The sequence below is a fragment of the Microbacterium sediminis genome (assembly GCF_004564075.1).
Taxonomy (GTDB): domain Bacteria; phylum Actinomycetota; class Actinomycetes; order Actinomycetales; family Microbacteriaceae; genus Microbacterium; species Microbacterium sediminis.
Window position 1 is genome coordinate 2,127,335 of record NZ_CP038256.1, and the last position, 25,225, is coordinate 2,152,559.

Sequence of the window (25,225 nt, forward strand, 5' to 3'; positions counted from 1 at the left end):
TCGAGAACGTAACGAGGCGGAAACTTGCTCTCCGGGCGTCACCGGTCAGCCGATCAGCGCGGCCAGCTCACGCTGCCGGACCGCCGCGCGGGCACGGATCTCGCTCACGTCCGCGGTCAGCACCTCGCCGTCCTTGACGACGACGGCCCCGTCGACCAGGACGTGCCGCACATCGCGCCCGCTGGCGCATTCGTAGAGGAAAGCCTCCGCGGACGCGTACGCGGCGGCGTCGGGACCGTCGGTCCGCAGCACGACGATGTCGGCGCGCTTTCCGACCTGGAGCGTGCCGACGCGGTCCTGGATGCCCATGGCACGAGCACCGCCGACGATGGCCATCCCCAGGATCTCCTCGCCGCGCACGCCGTTACGGTTGTGCACGGGCGTGGCCTCGACGTGCTGCTGCCCGACGCGGGCGAGCATCGCGACACGGAACAGGTCGAGCGTGCCCAGCCCTGCCACCCCGTCCGTGCCGAGCCCGATGGACACCCCCCGACGCCACATCCGCAGTGCCGGAGGCGTGCCGATGGAGTAGTTGCCCTTGGCGCAGTGCGCCGCGGAGACGCCATGGCGGGCATAGGCGTCGATGTCCTGATCGTCCACCAGGATCGAATGCGCGCCGTGCAGGGCGCTGTCGAAGACCCCCTGCTCGATCAGATGGTCGATGGGGCGGCGCCCGAACCGCTCCAGGGCGAAATCGATCTCGTACGTCCCCTCCACGAGGTGGGTGTGAACCTTGACACCGCGCGCGGAGGCTTCGCGGTGGATGCCCGAGACCAACTCCGGGCTGCAGGTGATGATCTGCCGGAGCGACATGCCGGCGGTCACCCGCGTCGACCCGTCCGCCGCCGCGGGCAGGCGCTCGACGAGGGCGACGTTCTCCGCGATCGCCTCGTCCGTGCTCATCTGCATGCTCGCCGGGATCCGGTCGCCGCCGTCCATCGTGCTCAGCGACACGGAGCCCCGGATGCCGCTCCGCCACGCCGCGGCGGCCATCGCGTCGGGATGCGGGCCTCCCGCCTCGAAGAAGGCGGTGGTGCCGGTCTGGAGCATCGCCGTGTAGGCCAGCATCCCGGACAGCTCGACATCCTCGGGGGTCAGATTCGCCTCGAACGGCACGAGGTACTCGCGCCAGGTGGGCACCCGCAGCGCCCCGCTCTTGGCGAGCGTCGGGAGCAGCCCGCGCATGAGGCTCTGCGCGGTATGCAGATGGGCGTCGGTTAGCCCGGGGATGACGATGTCCCCGGCCGCGTGGATCCGCTCCGAGGAGACCCATTCGGCCGTCACGTCCGAGGTCTCCCCGATGCCGACGATCACCCCGTCCTTGATCGCCACGGCCCCGTCGGAGAAGACGCGCGCCTCCTCGTCGAAGGTGACGACATGGGCGTTCTGGATGATCCGGTCCGCGGTCTGGGGCATAACTTCCTCCGGTCTGAGACGATTTGCCGAGCTCATGCGACGAATCGATTCCGCATGGTCACGGCATGTCTACCACACGGCCGTCGGAGCACTGCGGGCCCCCGGCCTAGGATCGATTGACCGCCGCATAGCCGAAAGCCGACCGATGACCCCGTCCCCTCCCCGCGCGACGATCGCCGACGTCGCCGCCGCCGCCGGCGTCTCCCGCACGACCGTGTCCGTGGCGCTGTCCGGACGGGGACGCGTGGACGCCCGCACCCGCGAGCACGTCAAGGCCGTCGCCGCCGCGCTCGACTACCGCCCGAGCGTGCGTGCCCAGCGCCTCCGCTCCGGCGTCTCCCACACCGTCGGCCTGGTGACCGCGCTGCCGGACGAGGTGGTCGGCAAAGACTCGCGCATGAGCTTCCTGCTGGAGCTGGGAGTGCCGCTTGCCCGCGCCCTGCTCGAGCGCGGCTACTCGACCCTCCTGCTGCCCCCGGCGAAGAGCGGGAGCCACCTCGACAACATCGACGCGGATGCGGCGGTCGTCCTGGATCCGCGCGCGGACGACCCCCTGATCGAGGGCTTCCGCAGCCGCGGTCTCCAGGTCATCACGATCGGCGACGCCCCGGGCATCCAGGCCGACGGCGTGGTCGACCGCGGGACGAGCGACGCCGAGGTCGCCATCGGCCACCTCGTCGACAACGGCGCGACGAACATCGTCGCGCTGTCCACCGTCGAACAGCACTCGCTCGCGTCCAGCCTGCGCAGCTACGCGCTCGGGCCGCGCCCCGACGGCGTGCGGCTTCGGCTCGTCGAGATCTCAGCCGACGCCGGCGAGGAAGGCGGCAAGGCGCGCGCCCGCGATCTGCTCCGCGACGACCCGTCGATCGACGCGATCTACGCCCCGATCGACGCCTTCGCCGTAGGCGCCCTGCACGCCGCGCAGGAAGCCGGGATGCGCGTCCCGGACGACATCATGATCATCACGAACTACGACGGCCCCCGCGCGCACGCGACCACTCCTGCGCTGACCGCGCTGAACCTGCAACTGCCCGCGTTCGCCGATGCCGCGGTGAGCCTGCTGATCGACTGCCTCACCGACCCCCGGGCCGAGCGGCGCACGATCCCCGCGCCCCGGCCGGAGGTCGTCCAGCGCGCCTCGACGAGACGCGCCTGATCGCGCGGCCGCCGCCGTGCGGGAGCGCGTGTAACCACGGCGAAACACCCCGCCGGTGTTCGCGAAATCTGCGTCTCCTAGCGTCTACTCACGCGCGCCGCCGAGGACACGGAGCGGGGCGTCGACACCCGAAGCGGTCCCGTCGACCTGGAGACACATCACATGACCTTCCGCACCTCTCGCACACGGCGCGCATCCGTCGCGCTGCTGGGCACCGCCGCCGCGGTGCTCGCCCTGGCCGCCTGCTCGACCGGCGACGACGACGCCTCGTCCGAGCCGGGCGCCGCCGCCGAGGGCTTCGGCGACATCACTCTGCAGCTCAGCTGGATCTTCAACGAGGAGTTCGCCGGCGAGTACGTCGCCGACTCCGAGGGCTATTTTGCCGAGGCCGGCTTCGACTCGGTCACGCTCGTCCCCGGCCCGTCCACGGGCGTCGCGGAGCTGCTCAGCGGCACCGCCGACATCGCGCTGAGCGACTCCGTGGCGGTCGGCACCGCCATCGCGAACGAGAGCGCGCCGCTGAAGATCATCGGCGCGACGTTCCAGGCCAACCCGTTCACGATCCTCTCCCTCGGCGACGGCGGGAACATCGCCGCCCCGGAGGACCTGATCGGCAAGAAGATCGGCGTGCAGGACTCCAACACGTCGCTGTTCAACGCGCTGCTGGCGGCCAACGGCATCGACGCCTCCGAGGTCGAGGTCGTCCCTGTCCAGTACGACCCCGCTCCCCTCGTCAACGGCGAGGTCGACGGCTTCGTGGCGTATCTCACGAACGAGGCGATCACCGTCGAGATGATGGGCCTGGACACCGTGAACCTGCCCTTCGCGGAGAACGGCCTGCCCTTCGTCGCCGAGACGTTCACCGTCACGCAGGAGACCCTCGACAGCCAGCCGGAGATGCTGAAGGCGTTCCTCACGGCCGAGATCCGCGGCTGGACCGACGCCGTCGCCGACCCGCAGCTCGGCGCCGACCTCGCCATGGAGACCTACGGCACCGACCTGGATCTCGACCCGGAGAAGACCCTCGCTGGCTCCGAGGCGCAGAACGCCCTCGTGACCTCGGCGGACACGGAGGAGCACGGCCTCTTCGTGATCACCGAGGAGCTGCAGGAGATGACCATCGAGAGCCTCGCCGGTGCCGGCATCGAGATCACCGCCGACCAGCTGTTCGACCTCAGCCTGCTGGAAGAGGTCTACGCAGACAACCCAGAGCTCGTCAGCTACGCGGGCTGATCACCGAACCACAAGGAAGCACCCGTGACAGACACGGCCACGCAGGCCGGTGCCCAGGCGAACGCCCTGGGCACCGGCCTGCAGATCACCGCCCTCAACAAGTCGTTCCGCGTGGGACGACGCACGGTCGTCGCCCTGCAGGACGCCGACCTGCACACCGATCAGGGTACGTTCCTCTCGCTCCTCGGCCCGTCCGGCTGCGGCAAGTCCACGATCCTGCGGATCCTCGCCGGCCTCGAGGAGCCCACCAGCGGCACCACCCGGGTGGACGGCAAGAGCCCGCGGCAACTGCGCAAGGAGAACGCGCTGGGCATCGCGTTCCAGGACTCCGCGCTGCTGCCGTGGCGCAGCGTCGAGGCGAACATCCGGCTGCCGTTCGAGGTCGCGGGCAGGCCCGTCGACCACGCGTACGTGCGCGAGATGATCGACCTCGTCGGCCTGACCGGGTTCGAGAAGGCCAAGCCCGCCCAGCTGTCCGGCGGCATGCGGCAGCGCGTCTCGATCGCCCGGTCGCTCATCCTGAAGCCCGAGGTGCTGCTGTTCGACGAGCCCTTTGGCGCGCTGGACGACATGACGCGCCAGAGGCTGAACCTCGAGCTGCTGCGGATCTGGACCGAGAAGCCCGCCACCACCCTCCTGGTCACGCACGGCATCTCGGAGGCGATCTTCCTCAGCGACAAGGTGGCGGTGATGAGCCCGCGCCCCGGACGGATCAAGGCCGTCATGGACATCGACCTGCCGCGGCCCCGCACGCCGGAGCTGATGCGCACGCCCGAGTTCCACGCCTACGTGGACGAGGCCTCCGAGCTGCTCTTCGGCGCCGACGGCGCCGCGACCGATGACCTCTGAGACGGGCGGGGCCCGCCGCGTCGGCCGACTGCCCGCGCCGGTCGTCGGCGTGCTCGGCGTCGTCGCGATCGTCGCGCTGTGGTGGGTCCTGGCGCTCACCGTGTTCTCGGACGTCGGCGGCCGGGGCGTGCAGGCGGTCCCCACGCCGCCGCAGGTGATCGCCGCGATGGTCGAGTCGGGCGGGGAGTTCTACGTGCGCAACTTCTCGGTCACCCTCGCCGAGGCGGGCATCGGCTATCTGTGGGGCAACAGCCTCGCGCTGGCCGCGTCCGCGCTCGTGCTGCTCGTGCCGCGGCTCGAACCGGTGATCATGCAGCTGGCGATCCTCACCTACTGCGTCCCGATCGTGGCGATCGGGATCCTCCTCGTCGTCATCATCCCGCTGCCGCGAGCGGGCGAGCCCGCGGGCAACGCGGTGTTCCTCGCCGCACTGTCGGTGTTCTTCACCACGGTGGTGGGCGCGCTGCTCGGCCTCAAGGCGGCGGATCGCAGCGCTCTCGACGTCGTCGCCGTCTACGGAGGATCCCGGCTCACGCAGCTGCGCAAGGTGCGGGTCATCGCGGCCCTCCCCGCGATCCTCAACGCATTGCAGATCGCCGTTCCCGCGGCGTTCCTCGGCGCCGTGCTCGGGGAGTTCTTCGGCAAGGTGCAGCTCGGCGTGGGGCCCGCGATGATCGCGGCACAGCAGGGGCTCGACGCGCCCCGGCTCTGGGGCATCGCGCTCGTGTCGGGTCTCGTCGCCCTCGCGGGGTACGGGGCCATCGGGCTGGCCTCGCGGGCGATCGCCCCCTGGTCGAGAGGAGGAACGCGATGAGCGGATCCCACACGGCCGCACTGTCCCAGGTCGCCACCGTCGAGGCGCCCGCACTGGCCGCGAAGGTCCGCGCCGACGCCCGCCGCGCGACGATGAAGGCGCTCGGGTCGAGCCTGCTGACCTTCGCGCTGACCATCGTGACGGTGCTGGTCCTGTGGCAGGGGACGCTGTCCCTCTTCGGCGTCAGCGCCTACGTGGGCAAGGGGCCTGCCGACGTCTGGACGTTCCTCGTCAGCGCGCCCGACGCCGCGGCGAACCGGGCCCAGCTGTTCGGCCAGCTGGGCGAGACGCTCGGCGACGCGGCGATCGGCTTCGTCGCAGGCCTCGTCGTCGCGCTCCTCGTCGCGATGCTGTTCCAGCTCAGCAACGGCGCCGAGCAGGCGCTCATGCCCCTCGCCATGCTGCTGCGCTCGGTACCGCTCGTCGCGATGGCGCCCGTGATCATCCTGATCTTCCAGCGCAGCTTCGTGACGGTCGCGGTCATCGGGGGCATCGTGGTGCTCTTCCCCGCGCTCGTGAACATCGTCTTCGGGCTGCGCTCCTCGTCGCCGCTGATGAACGACGTCATCGCCGTCTACGGCGGATCCGCGTGGACCGCGCTGCGCAAGGTCGCCCTGCCGAACGCGCTGCCCTCCCTGCTGGCGGCCGTGCGGATCTCCGTCCCGGGCGCGATCACCGGCGCCCTCCTGGCCGAATGGCTGGCGGTCGGCGGCGGGATCGGCGGCAGCGTCGGCGCCTATCAGGCACAGGCGCAGTTCTCCGCCCTGTGGACGGCCGTCGTGCTCGTCACCGCCGCCGCGCTGGTCATCTACAACATCGTCGCCGTCGTCGAGTCGATCGTGCTCGCCCGCATGGGCATGGCCGACCGCTCCTGATCTCCCCGAAGGACTCCATGTCTCACACCACCGCTCCCCCGTCGCTGCGCGAGTTCGCCTTCGGGCTGCCCAAGGCCGAGCTGCACTTGCACCTGGAGGGCACGCTCGAGCCCGAGCTGAAGTTCGCCCTGGCCGCGCGCAACGGCGTCGAGCTCGCGGAGAAGACCGTGTCGGAGGTGACGGCGACCTACGACTTCACGGATCTGACGAGCTTCCTCGCCGTCTACTACCCGGCGATGCGCGTGCTGCAGACCGCCGAGGACTTCCACGACCTGGCGTGGGCGTACCTGCAGCGGGCGAAGGAGCACGGCGTCGTGCACGTCGAGATGTTCTTCGATCCGCAGGCCCACACCAGCAGGGGCGTCCCCTTCGACACGGTGGTCTCCGGCTATCGTCGCGCCGCGGTCCGGGCGCAGCGCGAGCTCGGCGTCTCGGCGGAGCTGATCCTCTGCTTCCTGCGGGACTTCTCCGCCGAGTACGCCATGGCGACGCTGATGGAAGCGCTGCCCTACAAGGCCTGGATCGTCGGCGTCGGACTCGACTCCGACGAGCGCGACAACCCGCCGGCGAAGTTCGCGGAGGTGTTCGCCCGCGCCAAGGCCGAGGGCTTCCTGACCACGATGCACTGCGACATCGACCAGGCGGGCTCCCTCGAGAACATCCGCACCGTCATCGAGGAGATCGGCGTGGACCGCATCGACCACGGGACGAACATCGTGGAGGACCCCGAGCTCGTCGAGCTGGCCAGGCAGCGCGGACTCGGGTTCACCTGCTGCCCCGTGTCCAACTCGTTCGTCACCGAGCAGATGAAGACCGACGAGATCGTCGGGCTCCTGCGCCGGGGCGTGAAGGTGACGGTCAACTCCGACGACCCGGCCTACTTCGGCGCCTATGTCGCCGACAACTACATCGCCCTCGCCGAGAAGGCGGGCCTCAGCCATGCCGATCTCGCGCAGCTGGCGATCAACTCCTTCGACGCCTCCTGGATGACCCCCGCCCGGCGCACCGCTCACGTCGACGCGGTGCGCCGCTACGCGGCGGAGCACGGCGTGACGCTGCCGTCCTGACGCCGAGCCCCCGCCCCGCAGCACCGTCCTCCCCGGAGAGAACATGACCGCCGACGCCCTCGCCACCTCGTTCACCCTGCGGCTGCCCGAGTGGCTCGAACGGGAGCTGCCGCGGCTCCCCGAGATCCTCCCCGACGTCGACGGGCGCATGGCGCTGGTCAATCGGCTCGCGCGCCGCAACTTCGCGGAGGGCAACGGCGGCCCCTTCGCCGCCCTCGTCGTCGAGCGGGAGACCGGGCGGCTCGTGTCCGTGGGAGTGAACGTCGTGCTCTCCACCGGGATCTCTTCCGGCCACGCCGAGGTGGTGGCCCTCGGCCTGGCACAGCAGCGGGTGGGCGGCTGGGACCTGGCCGCCGCGCACCTGCCCGAGCACGAGCTGGTCGTCAACTGGCGCCCCTGCGTGCAGTGCTACGGCGCGACGATGTGGTCGGGTGTGACCTCGCTCGTGGTCGCCGGCTCCGGGCCCGAGCTCGAGGAGCTGTCCGGGTTCGACGAGGGCCCGATGCGCGAGGACTGGGACGAGCAGTTCCGCCGCCGCGGCATCTCGGTCGTCTCCGGGGTGCGGCGCGACGAGGCGCTCGACGTCTATCGCGAGTACGGGGCGTGGGTCGCCGCGCACGACGGCGTCGTCTACAACGCCCGCGCCTCGCGACCGGAGTGACGCCCTCGCTCAGGCGAGGTCGGCCCCGAGGCCGGTGGGGCTCTCGAGGATGTTGCCGAGGATGCCGCGGACGATCCGGGATCCGTCGGCGCCGCGCAGGCCTTCGTACCAGGCCTCGGTGACACCGGGCTCGAAGGCGTGCGTCTCGTGCGCGCGGGCACGGCCGCGCTCGACGAGGTCGCCGGCGCGCTCGGCACGAGCGCGCTCGTAGCGGGCGAGCGTGTCCTGCGGGCCGAGCGTCGTCATCGAGAAGAGCAGCCCGAGCACGAACGAGTCCTCCAGCGCGGAGCACGCCCCCTGCCCCACGTCGGGAGCGGTGTTGTGCGCGGCGTCGCCCAGGATCGCGACGCGTCCGCGCACCCAGGTGTGGAACGGATCCAGGTCCCAGATCTCCACGCGATTGAGCGAGGCCGGATCGATCGAGTCGATCATCGACGCGACACCCGGAGCCCATCCCGCGAACGCGTCGCGCAGCGCGCCGTGCGCGGACCCCGGCTCCTCCCCCGAGGGGCCGGGCACGTCGGCGAAGAAGTAGAGGCGATCGCCCGCGACGGGCATCGCGGCGAAGCGCCTGCCCGCCGCGACATACGTCGTCCACTGGCCGGCCGGGCCGAACGCGGTGTTCGCCGGCACCAGGCCGTTGTAGTTGACGTAGCCGCGATAGGAGCGCGGCATCCGCCGGCCCACCACGTAGTCGCGGACGATCGACTTGGCGCCGTCGGCGCCGATCACGATGTCGGCCGAGTCGGACGACCCGTCCTCGAAGACGACCGTCGCCCGGTCGTCGTCCTGGTCGATCCCGACGGCCTTCTTCCCCAGGCGGATCCGATCGGTCCCGAAGCGCTCCATGAGCAGCTGCTGCAGGTCGGCGCGCGCCACGGGATAGGGGCGCTGGCCGGTCTTCTCGGTGATGGGCGCGAGGCTGAACTCGGTCATCGTCTCACCCGTGAGGCCGTCTCGGTAGGCCATGGTGTCCATGCGCCCGCCGAGCGCGGCGACCTCCTCGGAGAGTCCGAGCCAGTTGAGCACCTTGACGCCGTTCGACCACAGCGACAGGGCCGCGCCGACCGGCTTGTTCTCGCGGATCCGATCGTAGATCGTCACGTCGTGCCCGAGACGCTGCAGCGCGATGCCGGCGCTCGTGCCGCCGACTCCCGCCCCGATGATGACGACCTTCATGTCAGGACCCCCGGTAGGTGGAGTAGGCGAACGGGCTGAGCAGGAGCGGGACATGAACGTGCCGCTGATCGACGACCGTGAACGTCACGTCCACGAACGGGTAGAACGTGTCGACGCGCTTGTGCGCGAAGTAGCCGCCCGTCTCGAAGCGCAGCGTGTAGTCGCCGGCGGGCAACCGGTCGGGGCCGACCGCCGCGCGACCGTCGGCGTCGGTCTCCGCGGTCGCGACCCGCTCCCCCGCCGCCGTGGAGAGCACGAGGCGGATGCCAGGGGCGGGCATCCCGCTCGCCGCGTCGAGGACGTGAGTCGTCAGGTGGGGCATCAGGCCTCCAGGGTCTGTTCGAGGCGGAGCACGGCGATCTCGGCAAGCTGCGCGGCCGCCTCACGCCATTCGTCGTGGGGGTCGTTCGCGAGGCGTCGCTCGAGCTCCGCGAGCATCTCCTCGGGCGAACGGCCCGCCGCGCGGATGAGGAACACGCGGCCGAAGCGCTGCTCGTACGCGGCGTTCGCCGTGGCCATGCGAGCCGTGAGGGCATCGGAGGCCGCCGCCATCGACGACTGCTCGCGGCGGGAGTGATCGGCCTCCTCGGATCGCGCCGAGACGCGCTCGCCGATCCGCGGGTGGTGCGCGAGCGCCGCGTCCAGATCCCGCATCGTCCAGTCGCGCGCAGCGGCTGCCGCGAGCCCCGACGCCTCCGTGACGGAGCGGAACGGACGGGCCGCCACGATCGCCGACACCCAGGCGGGGACGTCGGCCCACACCCGGACGACCGCGCGCGCCGCAGCGTCGGGCAGGGCGTTGAACTCGCTCAGCTGCACGTCTCTCACCCTAGCCAGCGCACGTTTCCGGCCCGTTGCGTCGTCACGTCATGAGCCCGTCACGGGCGAGGGCGCCTGCGCGACGAGGCGCATGCCGAAGCCCAGGACGACCTGCAGCGCCGACACGGCGAGCACCACGACGAACGCGCCCGCCGAGCCGAGATGCTCGGCCAGCACGCCGGAGACGGCGGCCCCGACGGCGAGGCCGAGGACGACGCCGCTGGCGGTGAGCGTCATGACGATGCCGCCGCTGCCGGGTCGCGCGACGGACCCGGAGACGTCGAACACCGTCAGCATCAACGGTCCCTGGAAGGCGCCGGCGAGGACGCACGCGACGATCACCATGGCCGTGTCGTCCGCGAGCACGAGGAGCAGCGATCCGGCCGTCATCCCGGCGCCCGCGATCATCCACCGAGCCCACGGGCGGATGCGTCCGGGCACGGCGACCATCGCCAGCGTGGTCGCCGCCGATCCCACGGCCATCACCGCGTACAGCAGCGGACCCGCCCCCGAGATCCTGGCCTCCTCGGCGAACGCGGTCAGCCCGGTCTGGCTGGCGCCGAAGAAGACGCCCATCGCCAGCATGCCCGTGAAGGCGACCGCGACGAGCAGGCGGTCCCGGCCGCGCATCCGCGGCGGCCTCGCGTCCCCGGCAGTCGCGGATCGCTTCCGCCGGCGGGGGACGAGACGGTGGCTCGGGTGCACCGCGAACCAGCTCACGAAGACCGCGACGAGCAGCCCCGACACGATGAGGGCGGCGGCCGGCCCCGACACGACCGCGATGAGCCCGACCAGCGCGGGGCCGAAGATGTAGACGACCTCGTCGATCGCGCCCTCGAACGCGAAGGCGGTCTGCCGGTGCTGCGGCGCGACGACGAGCCAGCGCGCCCGCGAGAGCGCCCCCACCTGGGGCAGGGTGAGCCCCGCGGCGCCCGCGAGCATCACGACGACGGGATCCGGCGCGAGGCCGGCCGAGGCACCGAATGCCAGGAGCGCCGCGAGATGGAGGACCACGCCGATCAGCAGCACACGCCGCTGCCCGTGCCTGTCGGTCAGCGCACCCGCGACGGGCGCCCCGACCGCCTCGCCGAGGGCCGACGCTGCTGCGGCGACCCCTCCCACGGCAATCGAGCCTGTGGCGGCACTCGCCAGGGTCAGGATCGCCAGGGGCACCATCGACAGCGGGAGCCGGCCCAGGCCTGTGGCGACGAGGAAGCCCCAGCCCGCCGCCGCCGGCAGCGAGCGGTACGCGGTGAGCCCGCCGGGGTCCCGCGTGGCGGAAGCGCTCGGCGGTTCGACGGGGGTCGGCGAGCACTCTTCGGACGACATGGGGCCTCCCTCTGGCGCGTCCCCCACCTGATCGCGCCCGAGCCCCCATGCACAGGTGCATGATGGGCGCCAGCCGGCGCCCGACGTCGTATGCCTGCCACTCTACTGGCACGAGCCGTTCGCACGACGCCCCGGACATCACGCCTCACGAGAGCACTCCAGGTGTGCAATGGTTCGGCGAACGGTCCCGGGACCTCGGCGTTCTGGAGCGGCTGCGCCACGGGTTGAGAGGAGAAACCGGCTCGGGAGGAGGTTTCGCCCGCAACTGCTCCTCGTCAACGGGGAGCACCTCGTCAACCGTGCGGGCATTGCCTCACCGAGCGGCGAGGTGACGTCCCTGTCCGCGGATATCACGCCCCGTGAGCCCGTTACGGAACGCAACTGATTCCGCAACCCGCGGAGAACGCGTCCACGATCGAGGCGAAGACCGCCTCCGGGCTGCAGACACGCCCGTTCGCCGATGGTGCCGGCTGCGGGGCTCGAACCCACGACCTGCTGTTTACAAGACAGCTGCTCTACCAACTGAGCTAAGCCGGCGCGGGATCCATCCTAGGCCCGCGGGTCGCGTCACTCCGCGGGTGTCGGCGTGGGGGTCGGGGTCGCGAGGTAGGCGTCGCTCTCGACCGTGAGCACGAACTGGGTGAACTCGGCCGGATCGTCGAGGCTGCCCACGTAGGCCTGGCCGTCGACGAGGATGAGCGGCACACCCGCGAGCTCCACGTCGTCGGTGCCCGGCAGCGCGCCGTCGAGGGCCGCCGCCGTGGCCTCGCGCGCCCAGGCGACGTAGTCCTCGCCCTCGATGCAGTCGCGCACCTCGCGCGTGTTCTCGGCGCCGACCGCGACCGCGAGGTCCGCGAGCTCCTCATCGGTGTAGCCCTCGGTGCCCACCTCGGGCTGGTTGGTGAGCAGCTCGTGGTTGTAGGCCGCGAACGCGTTGCCGGAATGCGTCGCGACGCACGCGGCCGCCGAGACCGCGCGCTGCGAGTACTTGGTGCCGCTCGACTTGGCGGTCAGCATCGCGACCGGGTGGTAGCTGAGCGACACGTCGCCGCCGGTGACCCACTGCGCGAGCCGGGCGGCGTTGGCCGCCTCGAAGGCACCCGCCTCCTCCGACAGGTAGTCGACGTAGATGCGGATCTGGACGGGCTCCTCGGCCGGCGTCTCCGAGGGCTGCGGCTCCTCGGCGGGCTCCGGCGTCGCCTCGGGGGTGGCCGCGTCGCTCATGCTCGAGAGGTCGACATCGTCCACGGAGAACCCGCCCTCCACGAAGCCGCGCGGCACCTGCGTCTCGCCCGTGACCTCCGGCACCACCGTGTTGGTGATCGCGATCCCGGCGGCGGTCAGCGCGCCCACGATCACCACTCCCGCGGCCACGCGCCACAGCACGCGGGCGCGGGTCTGCTTGGCCGTCACCTGCTTGGCCTTGGCCCGCAGTGCGTCGCGCCGGCCCGGCGTCTCGTCACTCGACATGGTCCTCCCTCACCGCCGAAGCGGTTCCACAACCTTCCCGAGGATAGTCCCGCGCCCTGGGAATGCGCTCCCCGGGCCGGGATGGGCAGCACAGCCGGTCGCTCACCCGCTCCGCGCCCGCCACTCAGGAACCGCCCGTGACGGACCCCCGCGTGCCATACTGATCGGGACCCAACGGAGGGTCGCGGTGGGTGCGCCCGCCGTTCCATTCACTACGGATCGTCCGGCACGTACCTGCCGGTGAAGGAGAAACTGACATGGCATCCGTCACGTTCGACAACGCCACCCGCACCTACCCCGGTGGCACCCGTCCTGCGGTCGACAAGCTGAACCTCGAGATCGGCGACGGCGAGTTCCTCGTCCTGGTCGGCCCGTCGGGTTGCGGAAAGTCGACCTCGCTGCGCATGCTCGCCGGCCTCGAAGAGGTCAACGACGGACGCATCCTCATCGGCGATCGCGACGTCACCGACGTGCCGCCGAAGGACCGCGACATCGCGATGGTTTTCCAGAACTACGCGCTGTACCCGCACATGACGGTCGCCGAGAACATGGGCTTCGCCCTGAAGATCGCCGGCGTCGGCAAGCAGGAGCGCGCCGACCGCGTGCTCGAGGCCGCCAAGCTGCTCGATCTGGAGCCCTACCTGAACCGCAAGCCGAAGGCGCTCTCGGGCGGTCAGCGTCAGCGCGTCGCCATGGGCCGCGCGATCGTGCGCGAGCCGCAGGTGTTCCTCATGGACGAGCCGCTGTCGAACCTCGACGCCAAGCTGCGCGTGCAGACCCGCACCCAGATCGCCTCGCTCCAGCGCCGCCTCGGCGTCACCACGGTGTACGTCACGCACGACCAGACCGAGGCGCTCACCATGGGCGACCGGATCGCCGTGCTCAAGGACGGCATCCTGCAGCAGGTCGGCACGCCGCGCGACCTGTACGAGGCTCCGACGAACGTGTTCGTCGCCGGCTTCATCGGCTCCCCCGCGATGAACCTGTTCCCCGCCGACATCGTCGAGGGCGGCATCAAGTTCGGCAGCAAGACCGTGCCGATCGAGGCGTCGGCGCTCGCCAAGGCACACGGCTCGGAGGTCACCGTCGGCGTGCGCCCCGAGGACATCCAGGTCGGCCCGGCCGGCGGCGAGGGCCTGCAGGTGACGGTCGACCTCGTCGAGGAGCTCGGCGCCGACGGCTACCTCTACGGCCACAGCGAGATCGAGGGCAAGCGCACCGACATCGTCGCGCGCGTCGACGGCCGCACCCACCCGATGGCCGGCGAGACGGTCGCGCTCACCCCGGTGCCCGACCACGTGCACGTGTTCGACCTCGAGACGGGCGAGCGTCTCATCGAGAAGGCCATCGCGGCCGTCTGATCGTCCGTTCCACCCCCGCGGCGCGGGCCTGCCTTCAGCGGGTCCGCGCCGCGGCGCATCCGACGGGAGCGCGTTGTGCCCGAATCACTCCGGATCACCGCCGCGGAGATCGACCCGCAGCTGCTGACCCTGCCCTGGCGCGTGCCGCTGGAGGACTGGCCGAGCGAGAACATCGTGCGGCTGCCGAAGGGCATCTCGCGCCACACGGTGCGCTTCAGCGAGCTGTCGGGCCAGGTGGTCGCCGTCAAGGAGACCACCGAGACGATGGCCCGGCGCGAGTACGAGATGCTCGGCGCGCTGCGGCGCCTCGAGATCCCCTGCGTGCGCCGCGTGGCGGTGATCGCCGACCGCACGCTTCCCACCGGTGAGGCGCTCCCCTCGGCGCTCGTGACCGCGCACCTGAGCTTCTCGATGCCCTACCGCGCGCTGTTCACGCACACGCTGCAGCCGTCGACGGCCACCCGCCTGGTCGACGCGCTGGCGCTGCTGCTCGTGCGCCTGCACAACGTGGGCTTCTACTGGGGCGACGTGTCGCTGTCGAACACGCTGTTCCGGCGCGACGCGGGCGCCTTCGCCGCCTACCTCGTCGACGCCGAGACGGGCGAGCTGCACGAGGGCGGCCTGACCGACGGGCAGCGCGAGCACGATCTCGATCTCGCCCGCACCAACATCGCCGGCGAGATCATGGACCTCGCCGCGAGCGGCCGGCTCGACTCCGACGTCGAGGCGATCCGGATCGCCGACGGCATCGTCTCGGCCTACCGGTCGCTGTGGGCGGAGCTGACGGCGCCCGAGTCGTTCGACATGACCGAGGCGTGGCGCATCACCGAGCGCGTGCGGCGCCTGAACGAGCTCGGCTTCGACATCGACGAGATGGCGATCCAGACCGCCGCCGACGGCACCCACGTCTCGATCACCCCGAAGGTCGTCGACGCGGGGCACCACCAGCGTCGGCTGCTCCGGCTGACCGGGCTCGACGTGCAGGAGAACCAGGCCCGCCGCCTGCTCAACGACCTCGACGAGTACCGCGCGCGCACCGGCCGCAGCGAGGAGGAAGAGGAGGTCGCGGCGCACGAATGGCTCACGCGCGTGTTCGAGCCGGTGATCCGCGCGATCCCGTTCGACCTGCGCGCCAAACTCGAGCCCGCCGAGGTGTTCCACCAGGTGCTCGAGCACCGCTGGCTCATCTCCGAGCAGCGCGAGCAATGGGTGCCGCTGGCCGAGACCCTCTCCAGCTACATCGACACGGTGCTGCGCCACCGGCGCGACGAGGCCACGATCATGGGCCCGCCGACCGAGACGATCACCGCCGCCGTCCGCACGACGTCGCCCGACGAGGTCGAGGGCGACTGGCGCGACTTCGTCTGAGCCGCGCTCATGCCCCGGCCGGCGCGTCCGGATCGATGAAGAAGTTGTCGCGGAACAGCCCCGTCGGGTCGTAGCGCCGCTTCAGCTCGCGCAGCCGACGCAGGTGCGCGGGCGGGAAGGCACGCTCCACCGGCGGCGGCGTGGTCGAGTCGAAGCTCAGGTACATGCCCTCGAAGAAGGGCAGCAGCCGCGACCAGTGCGCGTCGAGCCCGGAGCGCGGCGAGCCGAAGGCGGCGACCGAGAAGCCGGCGTCGCGCCAGCCGTACGCCGTGGCGTCGGCGGGCACGTCCGCCACGGCCCCGCCTACGGCCCGCACCGCGAAGAAGTGGCTCGCTCCCGCGTCCAGCAGGGCGTGCGACTCGCGCGCGAACTCCGGCGTGATGCGGCGCAGCAGGCCCGAGCGCGACATCGGCTCCCCGCGCCCCTGCTGCGGCCCGTCGCTCGGGAAGGCGCCCATGATCTGGTCGTACGTGACGAGCGCCACCGACTGATCGATCAGCGGCGCCACCTGGGCGATCGGCTGCAGGTGCGCGATGATCCGCTCGGGATCGTCGTCGTCGACCACGAGCAGCGCCTGCGCGCTGCGGCGGCCGTCTCCCGAGCCGGACGAGAGGATCACCTCGCCCGACACCGCGCGATCGGCCCGCTCGATGAACGCGCCCCACCCCTCCAGGAACTCGGCGGCGTCGGTGGCGTCGAAGACCAGCTGCGCGAAGCCGACGCGCCCGACGGGGACGGCGTCGAACTCGAACGAGACCGCGATGCCGAAGTTGGCGCCGGCGCCGCGCATCGCCCAGAACAGGTCGGGCTCCTCCGCCTCGCTCGCGCGCACGAGGGAGCCGTCCGCGAGCACCACGTCGACGGCACGCATCCGGTCGATCGTCAGGCCGTGCGCGCGGGCGAACCAGCCGATGCCGCCCGCCGTCGCCAGCCCGCCCACGCCCACGCCGCCGTAGTCGCCGCTGGAGATCGCCAGCCCGTGCGGCGCGAGGGCGCGCGCCACGTCGGCCCACCGGGCGCCGGGACCGAGGCGCACGCGCCCGGAGGCGGGGTCGAGCACGGTGATCTCGTCGAAGGCGCCGACGTCGAGCACGAGGCCGCCGTCGTTGATCGAGCGCCCCGAGATGCCGTGGCCCGCGCTCAGCACCCCGAGCGGCAGGTGGCGGTGCGCGCGGGCGACGGCCACCGCGTCGTGCAGCTGATCCAGCGTGCGGGGCGCGAGCACGAGGCCCGGGGCGGCGCCGCGCAGGTAGGTGGAGCGGTAGCGGCCGTACGCGACGTCGCCGGGCTCGATCGCCACGTCGGCGAGCGAGGAGGGCAGCTCGTCGTAGGCGATTCCGGGTGAGCGGCGCGCGAGCGCGGCGGTCCCGCGCACGCGGCCGGCGACGGAGACGCCGCGCCCGGCCCGCTCGCGGTCGACCTCCTCACGCACGGTCGGGAGGATCTCACCGGCGAAGGCCTCGAGCGTGCGCTCGTCGTCGCTCGCGACGATGAACACGCTGATGCCGTCCTCCAGCGCCAGCCGCGCGAGCTCGGCCGCCGGAGTCTGCGGCGGGATGTTCAGCAGCCGCGTGATCTCTCGCGGGTCGCGGCCGGCCTCGGTCGCCGCGTCGTCGATCGCCCGGTTCCCCGCCGCCAGGGCGCCCGGCTCGAGGTAGCCGAGGCTCGGCAGCCAGCCGTCCGCCTTGCGCCCGGTCAGCCGCAGCATGCGCGGCTTGTACGCCCCGAGCCAGATCGGGATCTCGTGCGCCGGGGCCGGGCCGGTCTTGGCACCGTCCACCCGGTGCCAGCGGCCGCCGGCGCGCAGGGGCCCGCGGCGATGCGGATCCCAGATCCCGCGGATGATGTCGATCGCCTCGCTGAGCGCATCCACGCCCTGCCCGGGCGTGAGGCGCCGTCCGCCCATGGCCTCGATGGCGTCCCAGAAGCCGCCGGCGCCGAGGCCGAGGTCGAAGCGCCCGCCCGAGAGCAGGTCGAGACTCGCGGACGCGCGCGCGAGCACCGCGGGCTGCCGCAGCGGCAGGTTGAGCACGTTGCCGGACACGTGGATGCGCGAGGTGCGGGCGGCGACCCAGCTCAGCAGCGTCCACGTGTCGTGGAAGCCGGGCTGATACGGGTGGTCCTGGAAGGTGACGAGGTCGAAGCCGAGCCGCTCGGAGAGCACCGCGAGCTCGACGGGGCGCGCGGGAGGCGCGTTGCGGGGCGTGACGAAGGTGCCGAAGCGCAGGGGGTGGCCATAGTCGGGCATGCCCCCAGCCTCGACCCCGGCGCGATCGGCCGCAATCGGCCCGTCAGCGACTTACTATTCGTATGTGAGCACACCCGAGCGACCGTGGCCCCTCATCGACGACGAGGAATGCCGCCGCGCGACCACGATGATCGAGATGATCGGCCGCCGCTGGAGCAGCTCGGTGCTGCTCGCGATCGGCCGCGGGGCCCACCGGTTCCGCGAGATCCGCGGCATGGTCGACGGCCTGTCCGACCGCATGCTGTCGGTGCGCCTGCGCGAGCTCGAGCAGGCCGGCCTCGTGGCGCGCGCCGTGCAGCCCACCATGCCCGTCACGGTGCAGTACGGCCTCACGCCCCGCGGGGCGGAGCTGCTCACCGCGATCCAGCCGCTGGCGCGCTACGCCCAGCGGTGGGCGGCCGAGCCCGAGGAGCCGGCCGCCTCCGCCTGACGCGCGGGGTCAGCCCGCCTGCTGCGCGGCGCGCGTGGTGGCGACCTGGTACAGCGCCACCGACGCCGCGATGCCCGCGTTGAGCGACTCGGTCGCCGCGGAGATCGGGATCGAGACCACCTGATCGCAGTTCTCGGTGACCAGGCGCGAGAGGCCCTTGCCCTCGCTGCCGACGACGATGACGATCGGGCGGTCGGCGAGCGCGAGCTCCGGCAGCGACACGTCGCCGTCGCCGTCGAGGCCGAGCACGAACACGCCCTGCTTCTTGAGATCCTTGAGCGTCGAGGTGAGGTTCGAGGCCATCGCCACCGGGATCCGGGCGGCGGCGCCGGCGCTGGTCTTCCACGCGGCCGAGTTGACGCCCGCCGAGCGGCGCTGCGGGATGATCACGCCCTGGCCGCCGAACGCGGCGGTGGAGCGGATGATCGCGCCGAGGTTGCGCGGGTCGGTCACGCCGTCGAGGGCCACGAGCAGCGGCGTCTCGTCGCGGTCGATGATCTCCTCGAGCAGGTCCTGCGGGTGCGCGTACTCGTACGGCGGCACCTTGAGCGCCACGCCCTGGTGCACGCCGTCGAAGCCCGCCATGCGATCCAGCTCCGGACGGGTGACCTCGAGCACGGGGATCTCGCGCTTGGCGGCGATCGACAGCATCTCCTTGACGCGGTCGTCCATCTCCACGCGCTGGGCGATGTAGAACGTGTTCGCGGGGATCTTGGCGCGCAGCGCCTCGAGCACCGAGTTGCGGCCGGTGACGTACTCGTTGTCGTCGTTCGGACGGCGCTGGGGCGTGCGGCCCTGCGCCGGGCGCTTGGCGGCCGCGCGCTCGGCGAGCACCTTGCTCTTGTGCGCCTTGTGGTACGGCCGGTCCTCGGCCTTCGGGGTGGGGCCGCGACCCTCGAGCGACTTGCGGCCGTGGCCGCCCGTGCCCTTGGTCGGGCCCTTCTTCTTGCCGCGGCTGGCGCCGGGGCGTCCGGGCTTCGTCATTCGATGCTCCAATGGGTGCCGTCTGGGGTGTCTTCGAGGGCGATGCCGGCGGCGGCGAACGCGTCGCGCAGCCGATCGGCGGTGCCCCAGTCCTTCGCCGCACGCGCGTCGGCGCGCTGGGCGATGAGGGTGGTCATGAGGGTGTCGAGGGTCTGGGCCGCGGCGGACTCGTCGCCGCCGGCCTCGGGGCGCTCGTCGAGGCCGAGGATGCGCAGCATCGCCGCCAGCTCACCGGCCGCGCGCGCGGCGCCCTCGCGGTCGCCCGCGTCGAGGGCGGTGTTGCCGGCACGGACGGTCTCGTGCAGCGCGGCGAGCGCCTGCGGGACGCCGAGGTCGTCGTCCATGGCGTCCGCGAACGCCGCCGGCGGCGCGGCCGGCGCGACCGTCACGCCGGCGCGCTCGGCACGGACGCGGAAGCCGGTGATCCGATCGAACGCCGCGGCGGCCTCGTCGAGCGCCTTGTCGGAGACGTCCAGGCTCGAGCGATAGTGCGCGGCGAGGAGGGCGTAGCGGACGACGTGCGCGGGGCGCGCGGCGAGCAGGTCGGCGGCGAGGGTGAAGTTGCCGAGCGACTTCGACATCTTCTGGCCGTCCACCGTCACGAGCCCGTTGTGCAGCCAGTACCGCGCGAAGGCGTCGCCGGCCGCCGTCGACTGGGCGAGCTCGTTCTCGTGGTGCGGGAAGCGCAGGTCCAGCCCGCCGCCGTGGATGTCGAACTCCGCCCCCAGGTAGCGGCGCGCCATGGCGGAGCACTCGATGTGCCAACCGGGCCGACCCGGTCCCCACGGCGAGTCCCAGGTCGCGTCGGCGGGCTCGCCGTCCTTGCGGCCCTTCCAGAGCGCGAAGTCGTGCGGGTCGCGCTTGCCGCGCGGGTCCGCGTCGGCGGCCTCCTCCATGTCGGAGGTCTGCTGCCGGGTGAGCGATCCGTACGCGGGCCACGAACGCACGTCGAAGTACACGTCGCCGGCGGCCGCGTAGGCGTGCCCGCGCTCGATGAGCGCGCCGATGAGCTCCTGCATCTGCGGGATCGAGGCGGTCGCGCGCGGCTCGTACGTGGGCGGGAGGATGCCGATCGCGGCATACGCCGCGTCGAACTCGCGCTCCATGCGGTACGCGAGCGCCCACCACGGCTCCTCGGGCGTCGCGTTCGCGAGCACCTTGTCGTCGATGTCGGTGACGTTGCGCACGAACGTGACGCGGCCGAAGCGGTGCTCGAGCCAGCGGCGCAGCACGTCGAAGGCCAGCGCCCCTCGCAGGTGTCCCACGTGCGGGCCGGACTGCACAGTCGGGCCGCAGACGTACATCGTGACGTTCCGGGCGTCGAGGGGCACGAAGTCGCGCAGCGCCTGGGCGCGCGTGTCGTAGAGCCGGAGAGTCACGTCACCAGCCTACTGATGGGCGCCTGAAGATTACGGTCGCCCGGAGGGCGCGCGAAACGGCGCCGACGCACGCGTGGGATAGAACAGTCTCGTGCCGTTCGTGATCGCCGTCCTCGCCGCCGCCGTCCTCTTCGGCACGACCGGCACCTCGCAGGCGCTCGGGCCCGAGGGCACCACCCCGTTCACCGTGGGCGGCGTGCGGCTGGTGATCGGCGGCACGGCCCTGGCCGCGCTCACCGCCGCGGCCGCGTGGCTGCGTCGGCGCCGCAATCCCGGCGCCGCCCGGCCGCGCGCGACGGCCCGCCCCGTGGGGCTCATGGCGCTGACGGCGGTGTGCCTGACGGTGTACCAGCCGCTGTTCTTCCTCGGCACCTCGCTCAATGGCGTGGCGGTGGGCACGGTGATCGCGCTCGGCTCCTCGCCCGTCATCGCCGGCGTCATCGAGGGCGTGCTGCATCGCCGCCTGCCCAGCGGCATCTGGATGTCGGCCACGGCCCTCGCCACCGTCGGCGTGGTCCTGCTCGGCGTGGGCGGGGGCGGCGAGGTCGCCGCCGATCCGGTCGGGGTGCTCGGCTCGATCGGCGCCGGGGCCTCCTTCGCGGTGCTCGCGGTGGCGCAGCGCCGGCTGCTCGACGACGGCTGGCACCCGTTCACGGTCGTGGGCTCGATGGGCGGCGGCTCGGCCGTGCTCGCGATCCCGTTCCTCTTCGCCGGCGACCTGTCGTGGCTCGGCGAGCCGCGCGGCGTCGTGATGGCGCTCTGGCTCGGTCTCGCGACCGTCACGGTCGCCTACGCCCTGTTCACGTGGGGCCTCGGCGGGCTCAGCGCGGCGGCGGCCGCGACGCTCACGCTCGGCGAGCCGCTCACGGCCAGCGTGCTCGGTCTCGCGGTGCTGCACGAGCAGCTCGCCCCGCTCGCGATCGCCGGGCTCGTCGTGCTCGGCGCGGGCCTGGCGCTGCTCGCCCGGGGCTCGCGCGCGCCCCGCGACCCGGAGCCGTTCGCGGTCGAGGGCTAGGTGTAGTTCCCCGTGAGGTTGTGAACGCGTGAGGCCGGGGTCTGGCCGCCGAGGGCGGTGTGGGGTCGGTGGTGATTGTAGTGATGCAGCCAGGCCGGGAACGCCTCGATGCGGGTCGATTCGTTCGGGTAGAAGCGGGCGTATGCCCATTCGTCCTCGGCGGTGCGGTTGAGGCGCTCGACCTTCCCGTTCGTCTGCGGCCGGTAGGGCCGCGTTCGACGGTGCTTCACTCCATTGCCGAGCGCATCTCGGAAGGCATGTGAGCGGTAGCAGGCGCCGTTGTCCGTCATCACCGCAGTGACCGTGATCCCCGCATCCGCGAAGAACGCGCGGGCGCGGATCCAGAACGCTGCAGCCGTCTCCTTGCGCTCGTCATCGAGGATCTCCGAATACGCCAACCGGGAGTGGTCGTCGATCGCGTTGTGGACAAACGCGTAGCCGACACCGCGCTGTCGGTCCCGGTTGCCTGCTGCCCGGCCGAGGGCGCGGTGCCCGCCGCCTTCGGGGATGCGCCCCTGCTTCTTGATGTCGACATGGACCAGCTCGCCCGGCCGCGACGCCTCGTAACGGATCGGTTTGGGCTTGCGGACCGGCAGTCCGGTGAACCGGTCCAGGTGCTTGAGCAACGGCATCCCGTAGCGGGCCAGGACCCGCCCGACCGTCGAGCGAGCCAGGCGCAGGTGATACGCGATCCGGTGAGGCCCCCAACGGCGGGTGAACCGCAACGCGATGATCCGCCGCTCCGTGCGCCGTGACAACTGATGCGGCGACGACACCGGCCGTGACGACCTGTCGGTGAGCGGCTCGCCCGCGGCGTAGCGTTTGGCCCACTTCGACGCGGTCGCGGGCGAGCAGTTGAACCGTTCCGCTGCCCGCCGGATCGTCCAACCGGCATCGACGATCGCGGATGCGAGGCGACGACGCCCTTCCGGCGTCAAGGGAGCGTTAGCGTGAGTCACGAGGGCCTCCGTTGTGACGTAGTGAGTGTGGTAACCCACATCGTCCCGGAGGCCCTCGCCTCAGCTCACACGTTCACAACGTGTCGGGGAACTACAGCTAGGGAGCGCCGGCGGATCGCTCGGTGCGCTCAGACCGGGACGACGAGGGCGACGGCGAGGGCCTGCACGCCCTCCGCGCGCCCGGTGAAGCCCAGGCCGTCGGTGGTCGTTGCCGAGACGGAGACGGGCGCCCCGCCGAGCGCGGCCGACAGCGCGGCTTCGGCCTCGGCCCGGCGCGCCGCGAACCGCGGGCGCTGGGCCTGCACCTGCACCGACACGTTGCCGATCTCCCACCCGGCCTCGCGCACGAGGCGCGCGGTCTCGGCGAGGAACGCCTCGGCGTGCGCGCCGGCCAGCTCCGGCCGATCGGTGCCGAAGCGGGATCCGATGTCGCCCAGGCCGGTGGCCGAGAGCAGCGCGTCGACGATCGCGTGCGCGACGGCGTCGCCGTCGGAGTGTCCGGCCAGCGCGGGCTCGCCCGGCCACTCCAGGCCCGCGAGCCAGAGCGTGCCCTCGCCGCCGAACGCGTGCGCGTCGGTGCCCACGCCGACGCGCGGCGGCCCGGCCGGTCGCGCGTCGCCCGCCGCGTCCCGGGCCGCGGGCCCCACCGGAGCGATCGGGTCGCCCGCGACGAGCGTGCGGGCGCGCTCGAGGTCGGCGGGCGTGGTGATCTTGAAGCCCAGCGGGTCGCCGTCGACGGCGGCGATGGGATGGCCGGCGTCGGCGACCAGGGCGGCGTCGTCGGTGTACTCGCGCTCGGCCGCCGCGTAGGCGGCCTCGAGCACGTCGCGGCGGAAGCCCTGCGGCGTCTGCGCGGCCCCGAGCTCGCTGCGGTCGACGACCCCGACGATCCGTTCGCCCTCGACGCGCTTGATCGTGTCGATCACCGGCAGCACCGGCACGGCGCCCCACCCGGTGCGGTCGATCGCCTCGACGACGCGCTCGAACACGGCCGGCGGCGTCAGCGCGCGGGCGGCATCGTGCACGAGCACGATCTCGATCTCGGGCAGCACGCGCGCCAGCCCCGCCGCGACCGACTCCTGGCGCGACGCTCCCCCGGCCACGACCGAGACGAGCGGGGCGCGATCGCCCGCCGCCTCGCGGGCGTCGGTAAGCGCCTCGCCGACGCGATCCTGCGGTGCGACCACGATCACCTGCGCGAGCGGTCCGGCGAAGACGCCGCGGAGCGCGTGGCGCAGGATCGTGTGGGCGTCGAGGCCGACGAACGCCTTCGGGGCCCCGGCGCCGAGTCGCGTGCCGGAGCCCGCGGCGACGACGATCGCCGCGATGCGCGGCGCGAGCGGGGGTGCGGAGGGCTGCGTCTGGGTCACTCCATAAACGTACCGCCGGGTACCCGAAGGCACCCGGCGGTACGTGGCACGGACGGTCGGTCGCGACCGCCCGAGAGATCAGTCGCTCAGGAGGCGAGAACCTCGTCGAGGAGCGTCGCGGCCTTCTCCTCGTCGATCTTCTCGGCCAGCGCGAGCTCCGACGTGAGGATCTGACGCGCCTTGGCGAGCATGCGCTTCTCACCCGCCGAGAGGCCACGGTCCTGATCGCGGCGCCACAGGTCGCGGACGACCTCGCTCACCTTGATCACGTCGCCCGACGCGAGCTTCTCCAGGTTCGCCTTGTAACGGCGGGACCAGTTGGTGGGCTCCTCGGTGAACGGCGCGCGCAGGACCTCGAAGACCTTGTCGAGGCCGTCCTGGCCGATCACGTCGCGGACGCCGACCAGGTCGACGTTCTCCTGGGGCACCTCGATGATGAGATCGCCCTGCGTGACGTTCAGCTTGAGGTAGACCTTCTCTTCGCCCTTGATCTTGCGGGTCTTGACTTCCATGATCGTCGCGGCCCCGTGGTGGGGGTAGACGACGGTCTCTCCAACCTCAAAAAGCATAGAATGTGTGTCCTTTCGGCGTTCTCCAGGATATCACAGCCGGGAATGCACTAAGGTTCCCCTCCTCACAGATTCGGGCCTGGCGGGGCCGCCCAACGCCGCCCGATCCGCCGCGCGCGACCCTCTAGACTGATGTGCGGGCCCGCCGGTCGGCGGACATCCCGCACCACCTGGAGGATCCGTGAACTCGCGCTCTCTCGCGTCCCTCGCACTGGGCGGCCTCGTCGTGCTCGGCACGGCCGGCTGTGCCGCCATCACGCATCAGGCGACCACCATCCAGTACTCCCCCGCCGACGGCGTGAACATCCCGGTCGGCGACGATTCGCCGGTCGAGATCCTCAACACCCTGATCGTCGCGAACGAGGACGGCACCGACGGCAACCTCGTCGCCGCCTTCGTCAACAAGACCGACGAGCCCGTCACCGTCACGCTGTCGTGGAACGGCGGCGGCGCCGAGGTCGACGTGCCGGCCGACGAGACGCTGAGCCTGGGCGGCGAGGACGACCCCGTGCTGCTCGAGGGCATCGACACCCCGGCCGGCGCGACCCTGCCGATCGCGTTCTCGACCGGCGGCGAGCCCGTCCAGGCCGAGGTCCAGGTGTTCGACGAGGAGCTGGGATACCTCGAGGGCCTCGCTCCCTCGGAGTGACCCGTCGCATCGAGAAAGGCGC

24 protein-coding genes and 1 tRNA gene are annotated in these 25,225 nt (G+C 72.1%); 12 read left to right on the forward strand and 13 right to left on the reverse strand.

The features are described from left to right. Positions 1 to 45 precede the first annotated feature (45 nt). On the reverse strand, positions 46 to 1,416 hold the full coding sequence (locus E3O41_RS10125; RefSeq protein WP_067026361.1) for an amidohydrolase family protein: 1,371 nt from the start codon (positions 1,414 to 1,416) through the stop codon (positions 46 to 48). Between the two features lie 145 nt (positions 1,417 to 1,561). Between E3O41_RS10125 and E3O41_RS10130 the strand changes: the two genes are divergently transcribed. The 7 genes from E3O41_RS10130 to E3O41_RS10160 all read left to right on the forward strand — a co-directional run bounded on the left by E3O41_RS10130 (position 1,562) and on the right by E3O41_RS10160 (position 8,074). After that, complete coding sequence (locus E3O41_RS10130) at positions 1,562 to 2,575, forward strand: substrate-binding domain-containing protein (RefSeq protein ID WP_162303970.1); 1,014 nt, start codon at positions 1,562 to 1,564, stop codon at positions 2,573 to 2,575. Positions 2,576 to 2,737: 162 nt separating this feature from the next. Beyond that, a complete protein-coding gene (locus E3O41_RS10135; RefSeq protein ID WP_067026365.1) occupies positions 2,738 to 3,808 on the forward strand; it encodes an ABC transporter substrate-binding protein in 1,071 nt (356 codons plus the stop codon). A gap of 24 nt (positions 3,809 to 3,832) precedes the next feature. Beyond that, positions 3,833 to 4,657 (forward strand): ABC transporter ATP-binding protein, encoded by an 825-nt coding sequence (locus E3O41_RS10140; RefSeq protein ID WP_067026367.1) that lies wholly within the window; start codon positions 3,833 to 3,835, stop codon positions 4,655 to 4,657. After that, positions 4,647 to 5,471: an ABC transporter permease gene (locus E3O41_RS10145; protein WP_067026369.1), complete on the forward strand. Its 825-nt coding sequence runs from the start codon at positions 4,647 to 4,649 to the stop codon at positions 5,469 to 5,471. Before E3O41_RS10140 ends, E3O41_RS10145 begins: the two co-directional genes overlap by 11 nt. After that, positions 5,468 to 6,346, forward strand: coding sequence for an ABC transporter permease (locus E3O41_RS10150; RefSeq protein ID WP_067026371.1), 879 nt, complete (start codon positions 5,468 to 5,470; stop codon positions 6,344 to 6,346). Before E3O41_RS10145 ends, E3O41_RS10150 begins: the two co-directional genes overlap by 4 nt. 17 nt (positions 6,347 to 6,363) lie before the next feature. Beyond that, positions 6,364 to 7,413: an adenosine deaminase gene (add, locus tag E3O41_RS10155; protein ID WP_067026374.1), complete on the forward strand. Its 1,050-nt coding sequence runs from the start codon at positions 6,364 to 6,366 to the stop codon at positions 7,411 to 7,413. 43 nt (positions 7,414 to 7,456) lie between these two features. Then, positions 7,457 to 8,074, forward strand: a complete 618-nt coding sequence (locus E3O41_RS10160; RefSeq protein WP_135012341.1) for a nucleoside deaminase — start codon at positions 7,457 to 7,459, stop codon at positions 8,072 to 8,074. 9 nt (positions 8,075 to 8,083) lie between these two features. Here the strand turns inward: E3O41_RS10160 and hpxO are convergent, their stop codons facing one another. The 6 genes from hpxO to E3O41_RS10190 form a co-directional block, all read right to left on the reverse strand. Further along, entirely contained in the window at positions 8,084 to 9,253 is a 1,170-nt protein-coding gene (hpxO, locus tag E3O41_RS10165) for an FAD-dependent urate hydroxylase HpxO (protein ID WP_067026378.1), read from the reverse strand. Position 9,254: 1 nt separating this feature from the next. Then, positions 9,255 to 9,575, reverse strand: a complete 321-nt coding sequence (gene uraH / locus E3O41_RS10170) for a hydroxyisourate hydrolase (protein WP_067026380.1) — start codon at positions 9,573 to 9,575, stop codon at positions 9,255 to 9,257. Beyond that, positions 9,575 to 10,072: a 2-oxo-4-hydroxy-4-carboxy-5-ureidoimidazoline decarboxylase gene (gene uraD / locus E3O41_RS10175; RefSeq protein WP_083990943.1), complete on the reverse strand. Its 498-nt coding sequence runs from the start codon at positions 10,070 to 10,072 to the stop codon at positions 9,575 to 9,577. The genes uraH and uraD overlap by 1 nt, the downstream gene beginning before the upstream one ends. 48 nt (positions 10,073 to 10,120) lie before the next feature. After that, a complete protein-coding gene (locus E3O41_RS10180; protein WP_067026384.1) occupies positions 10,121 to 11,401 on the reverse strand; it encodes an MFS transporter in 1,281 nt (426 codons plus the stop codon). A gap of 461 nt (positions 11,402 to 11,862) precedes the next feature. Beyond that, a tRNA-Thr gene (locus tag E3O41_RS10185) sits at positions 11,863 to 11,938 on the reverse strand. A gap of 30 nt (positions 11,939 to 11,968) precedes the next feature. Beyond that, positions 11,969 to 12,871: a DsbA family protein gene (locus tag E3O41_RS10190; RefSeq protein WP_067026386.1), complete on the reverse strand. Its 903-nt coding sequence runs from the start codon at positions 12,869 to 12,871 to the stop codon at positions 11,969 to 11,971. A 257-nt stretch (positions 12,872 to 13,128) separates the two neighbouring features. On the opposite strand from E3O41_RS10190, the gene E3O41_RS10195 reads away from it, so the two are divergent. Beyond that, the gene (locus E3O41_RS10195) at positions 13,129 to 14,232 is read left to right on the forward strand and encodes an ABC transporter ATP-binding protein (RefSeq protein WP_135012343.1); all 1,104 of its coding nucleotides are present in this window, start codon (positions 13,129 to 13,131) and stop codon (positions 14,230 to 14,232) included. A 75-nt stretch (positions 14,233 to 14,307) separates the two neighbouring features. Beyond that, positions 14,308 to 15,600 (forward strand): DUF4032 domain-containing protein, encoded by a 1,293-nt coding sequence (locus E3O41_RS10200; RefSeq protein WP_067026390.1) that lies wholly within the window; start codon positions 14,308 to 14,310, stop codon positions 15,598 to 15,600. A 7-nt stretch (positions 15,601 to 15,607) separates the two neighbouring features. On the opposite strand, the gene E3O41_RS10205 is transcribed toward E3O41_RS10200, so the two are convergent. Further along, entirely contained in the window at positions 15,608 to 17,848 is a 2,241-nt protein-coding gene (locus tag E3O41_RS10205) for an LLM class flavin-dependent oxidoreductase (RefSeq protein ID WP_135012345.1), read from the reverse strand. A gap of 64 nt (positions 17,849 to 17,912) precedes the next feature. Here E3O41_RS10205 and E3O41_RS10210 point away from each other — a divergent pair, with 64 nt between their 5' ends. Continuing rightward, positions 17,913 to 18,278, forward strand: a complete 366-nt coding sequence (locus tag E3O41_RS10210; RefSeq protein ID WP_067026394.1) for a winged helix-turn-helix transcriptional regulator — start codon at positions 17,913 to 17,915, stop codon at positions 18,276 to 18,278. 9 nt (positions 18,279 to 18,287) lie between these two features. Here the strand turns inward: E3O41_RS10210 and rlmB are convergent, their stop codons facing one another. After that, entirely contained in the window at positions 18,288 to 19,262 is a 975-nt protein-coding gene (rlmB, locus tag E3O41_RS10215; RefSeq protein ID WP_067026396.1) for a 23S rRNA (guanosine(2251)-2'-O)-methyltransferase RlmB, read from the reverse strand. Further along, positions 19,259 to 20,641: a cysteine--tRNA ligase gene (cysS, locus tag E3O41_RS10220; protein ID WP_067026398.1), complete on the reverse strand. Its 1,383-nt coding sequence runs from the start codon at positions 20,639 to 20,641 to the stop codon at positions 19,259 to 19,261. The genes rlmB and cysS overlap by 4 nt, the downstream gene beginning before the upstream one ends. 91 nt (positions 20,642 to 20,732) lie before the next feature. Between cysS and E3O41_RS10225 the strand changes: the two genes are divergently transcribed. Next, entirely contained in the window at positions 20,733 to 21,656 is a 924-nt protein-coding gene (locus tag E3O41_RS10225) for a DMT family transporter (protein ID WP_135012347.1), read from the forward strand. Here E3O41_RS10225 and E3O41_RS10230 read toward each other — a convergent pair. The 3 genes from E3O41_RS10230 to E3O41_RS10240 all read right to left on the reverse strand — a co-directional run bounded on the left by E3O41_RS10230 (position 21,653) and on the right by E3O41_RS10240 (position 24,554). After that, positions 21,653 to 22,615: an IS481 family transposase gene (locus E3O41_RS10230; RefSeq protein WP_135012349.1), complete on the reverse strand. Its 963-nt coding sequence runs from the start codon at positions 22,613 to 22,615 to the stop codon at positions 21,653 to 21,655. The genes E3O41_RS10225 and E3O41_RS10230 overlap by 4 nt on opposite strands. A gap of 128 nt (positions 22,616 to 22,743) precedes the next feature. Further along, positions 22,744 to 23,985, reverse strand: a complete 1,242-nt coding sequence (locus E3O41_RS10235) for a bifunctional 2-C-methyl-D-erythritol 4-phosphate cytidylyltransferase/2-C-methyl-D-erythritol 2,4-cyclodiphosphate synthase (RefSeq protein ID WP_067027892.1) — start codon at positions 23,983 to 23,985, stop codon at positions 22,744 to 22,746. Between the two features lie 86 nt (positions 23,986 to 24,071). Next, on the reverse strand, positions 24,072 to 24,554 hold the full coding sequence (locus tag E3O41_RS10240) for a CarD family transcriptional regulator (protein WP_067027890.1): 483 nt from the start codon (positions 24,552 to 24,554) through the stop codon (positions 24,072 to 24,074). Positions 24,555 to 24,735: 181 nt separating this feature from the next. On the opposite strand from E3O41_RS10240, the gene E3O41_RS10245 reads away from it, so the two are divergent. Beyond that, the gene (locus E3O41_RS10245) at positions 24,736 to 25,203 is read left to right on the forward strand and encodes a hypothetical protein (protein ID WP_067027888.1); all 468 of its coding nucleotides are present in this window, start codon (positions 24,736 to 24,738) and stop codon (positions 25,201 to 25,203) included. Positions 25,204 to 25,225: the final 22 nt, after the last annotated feature.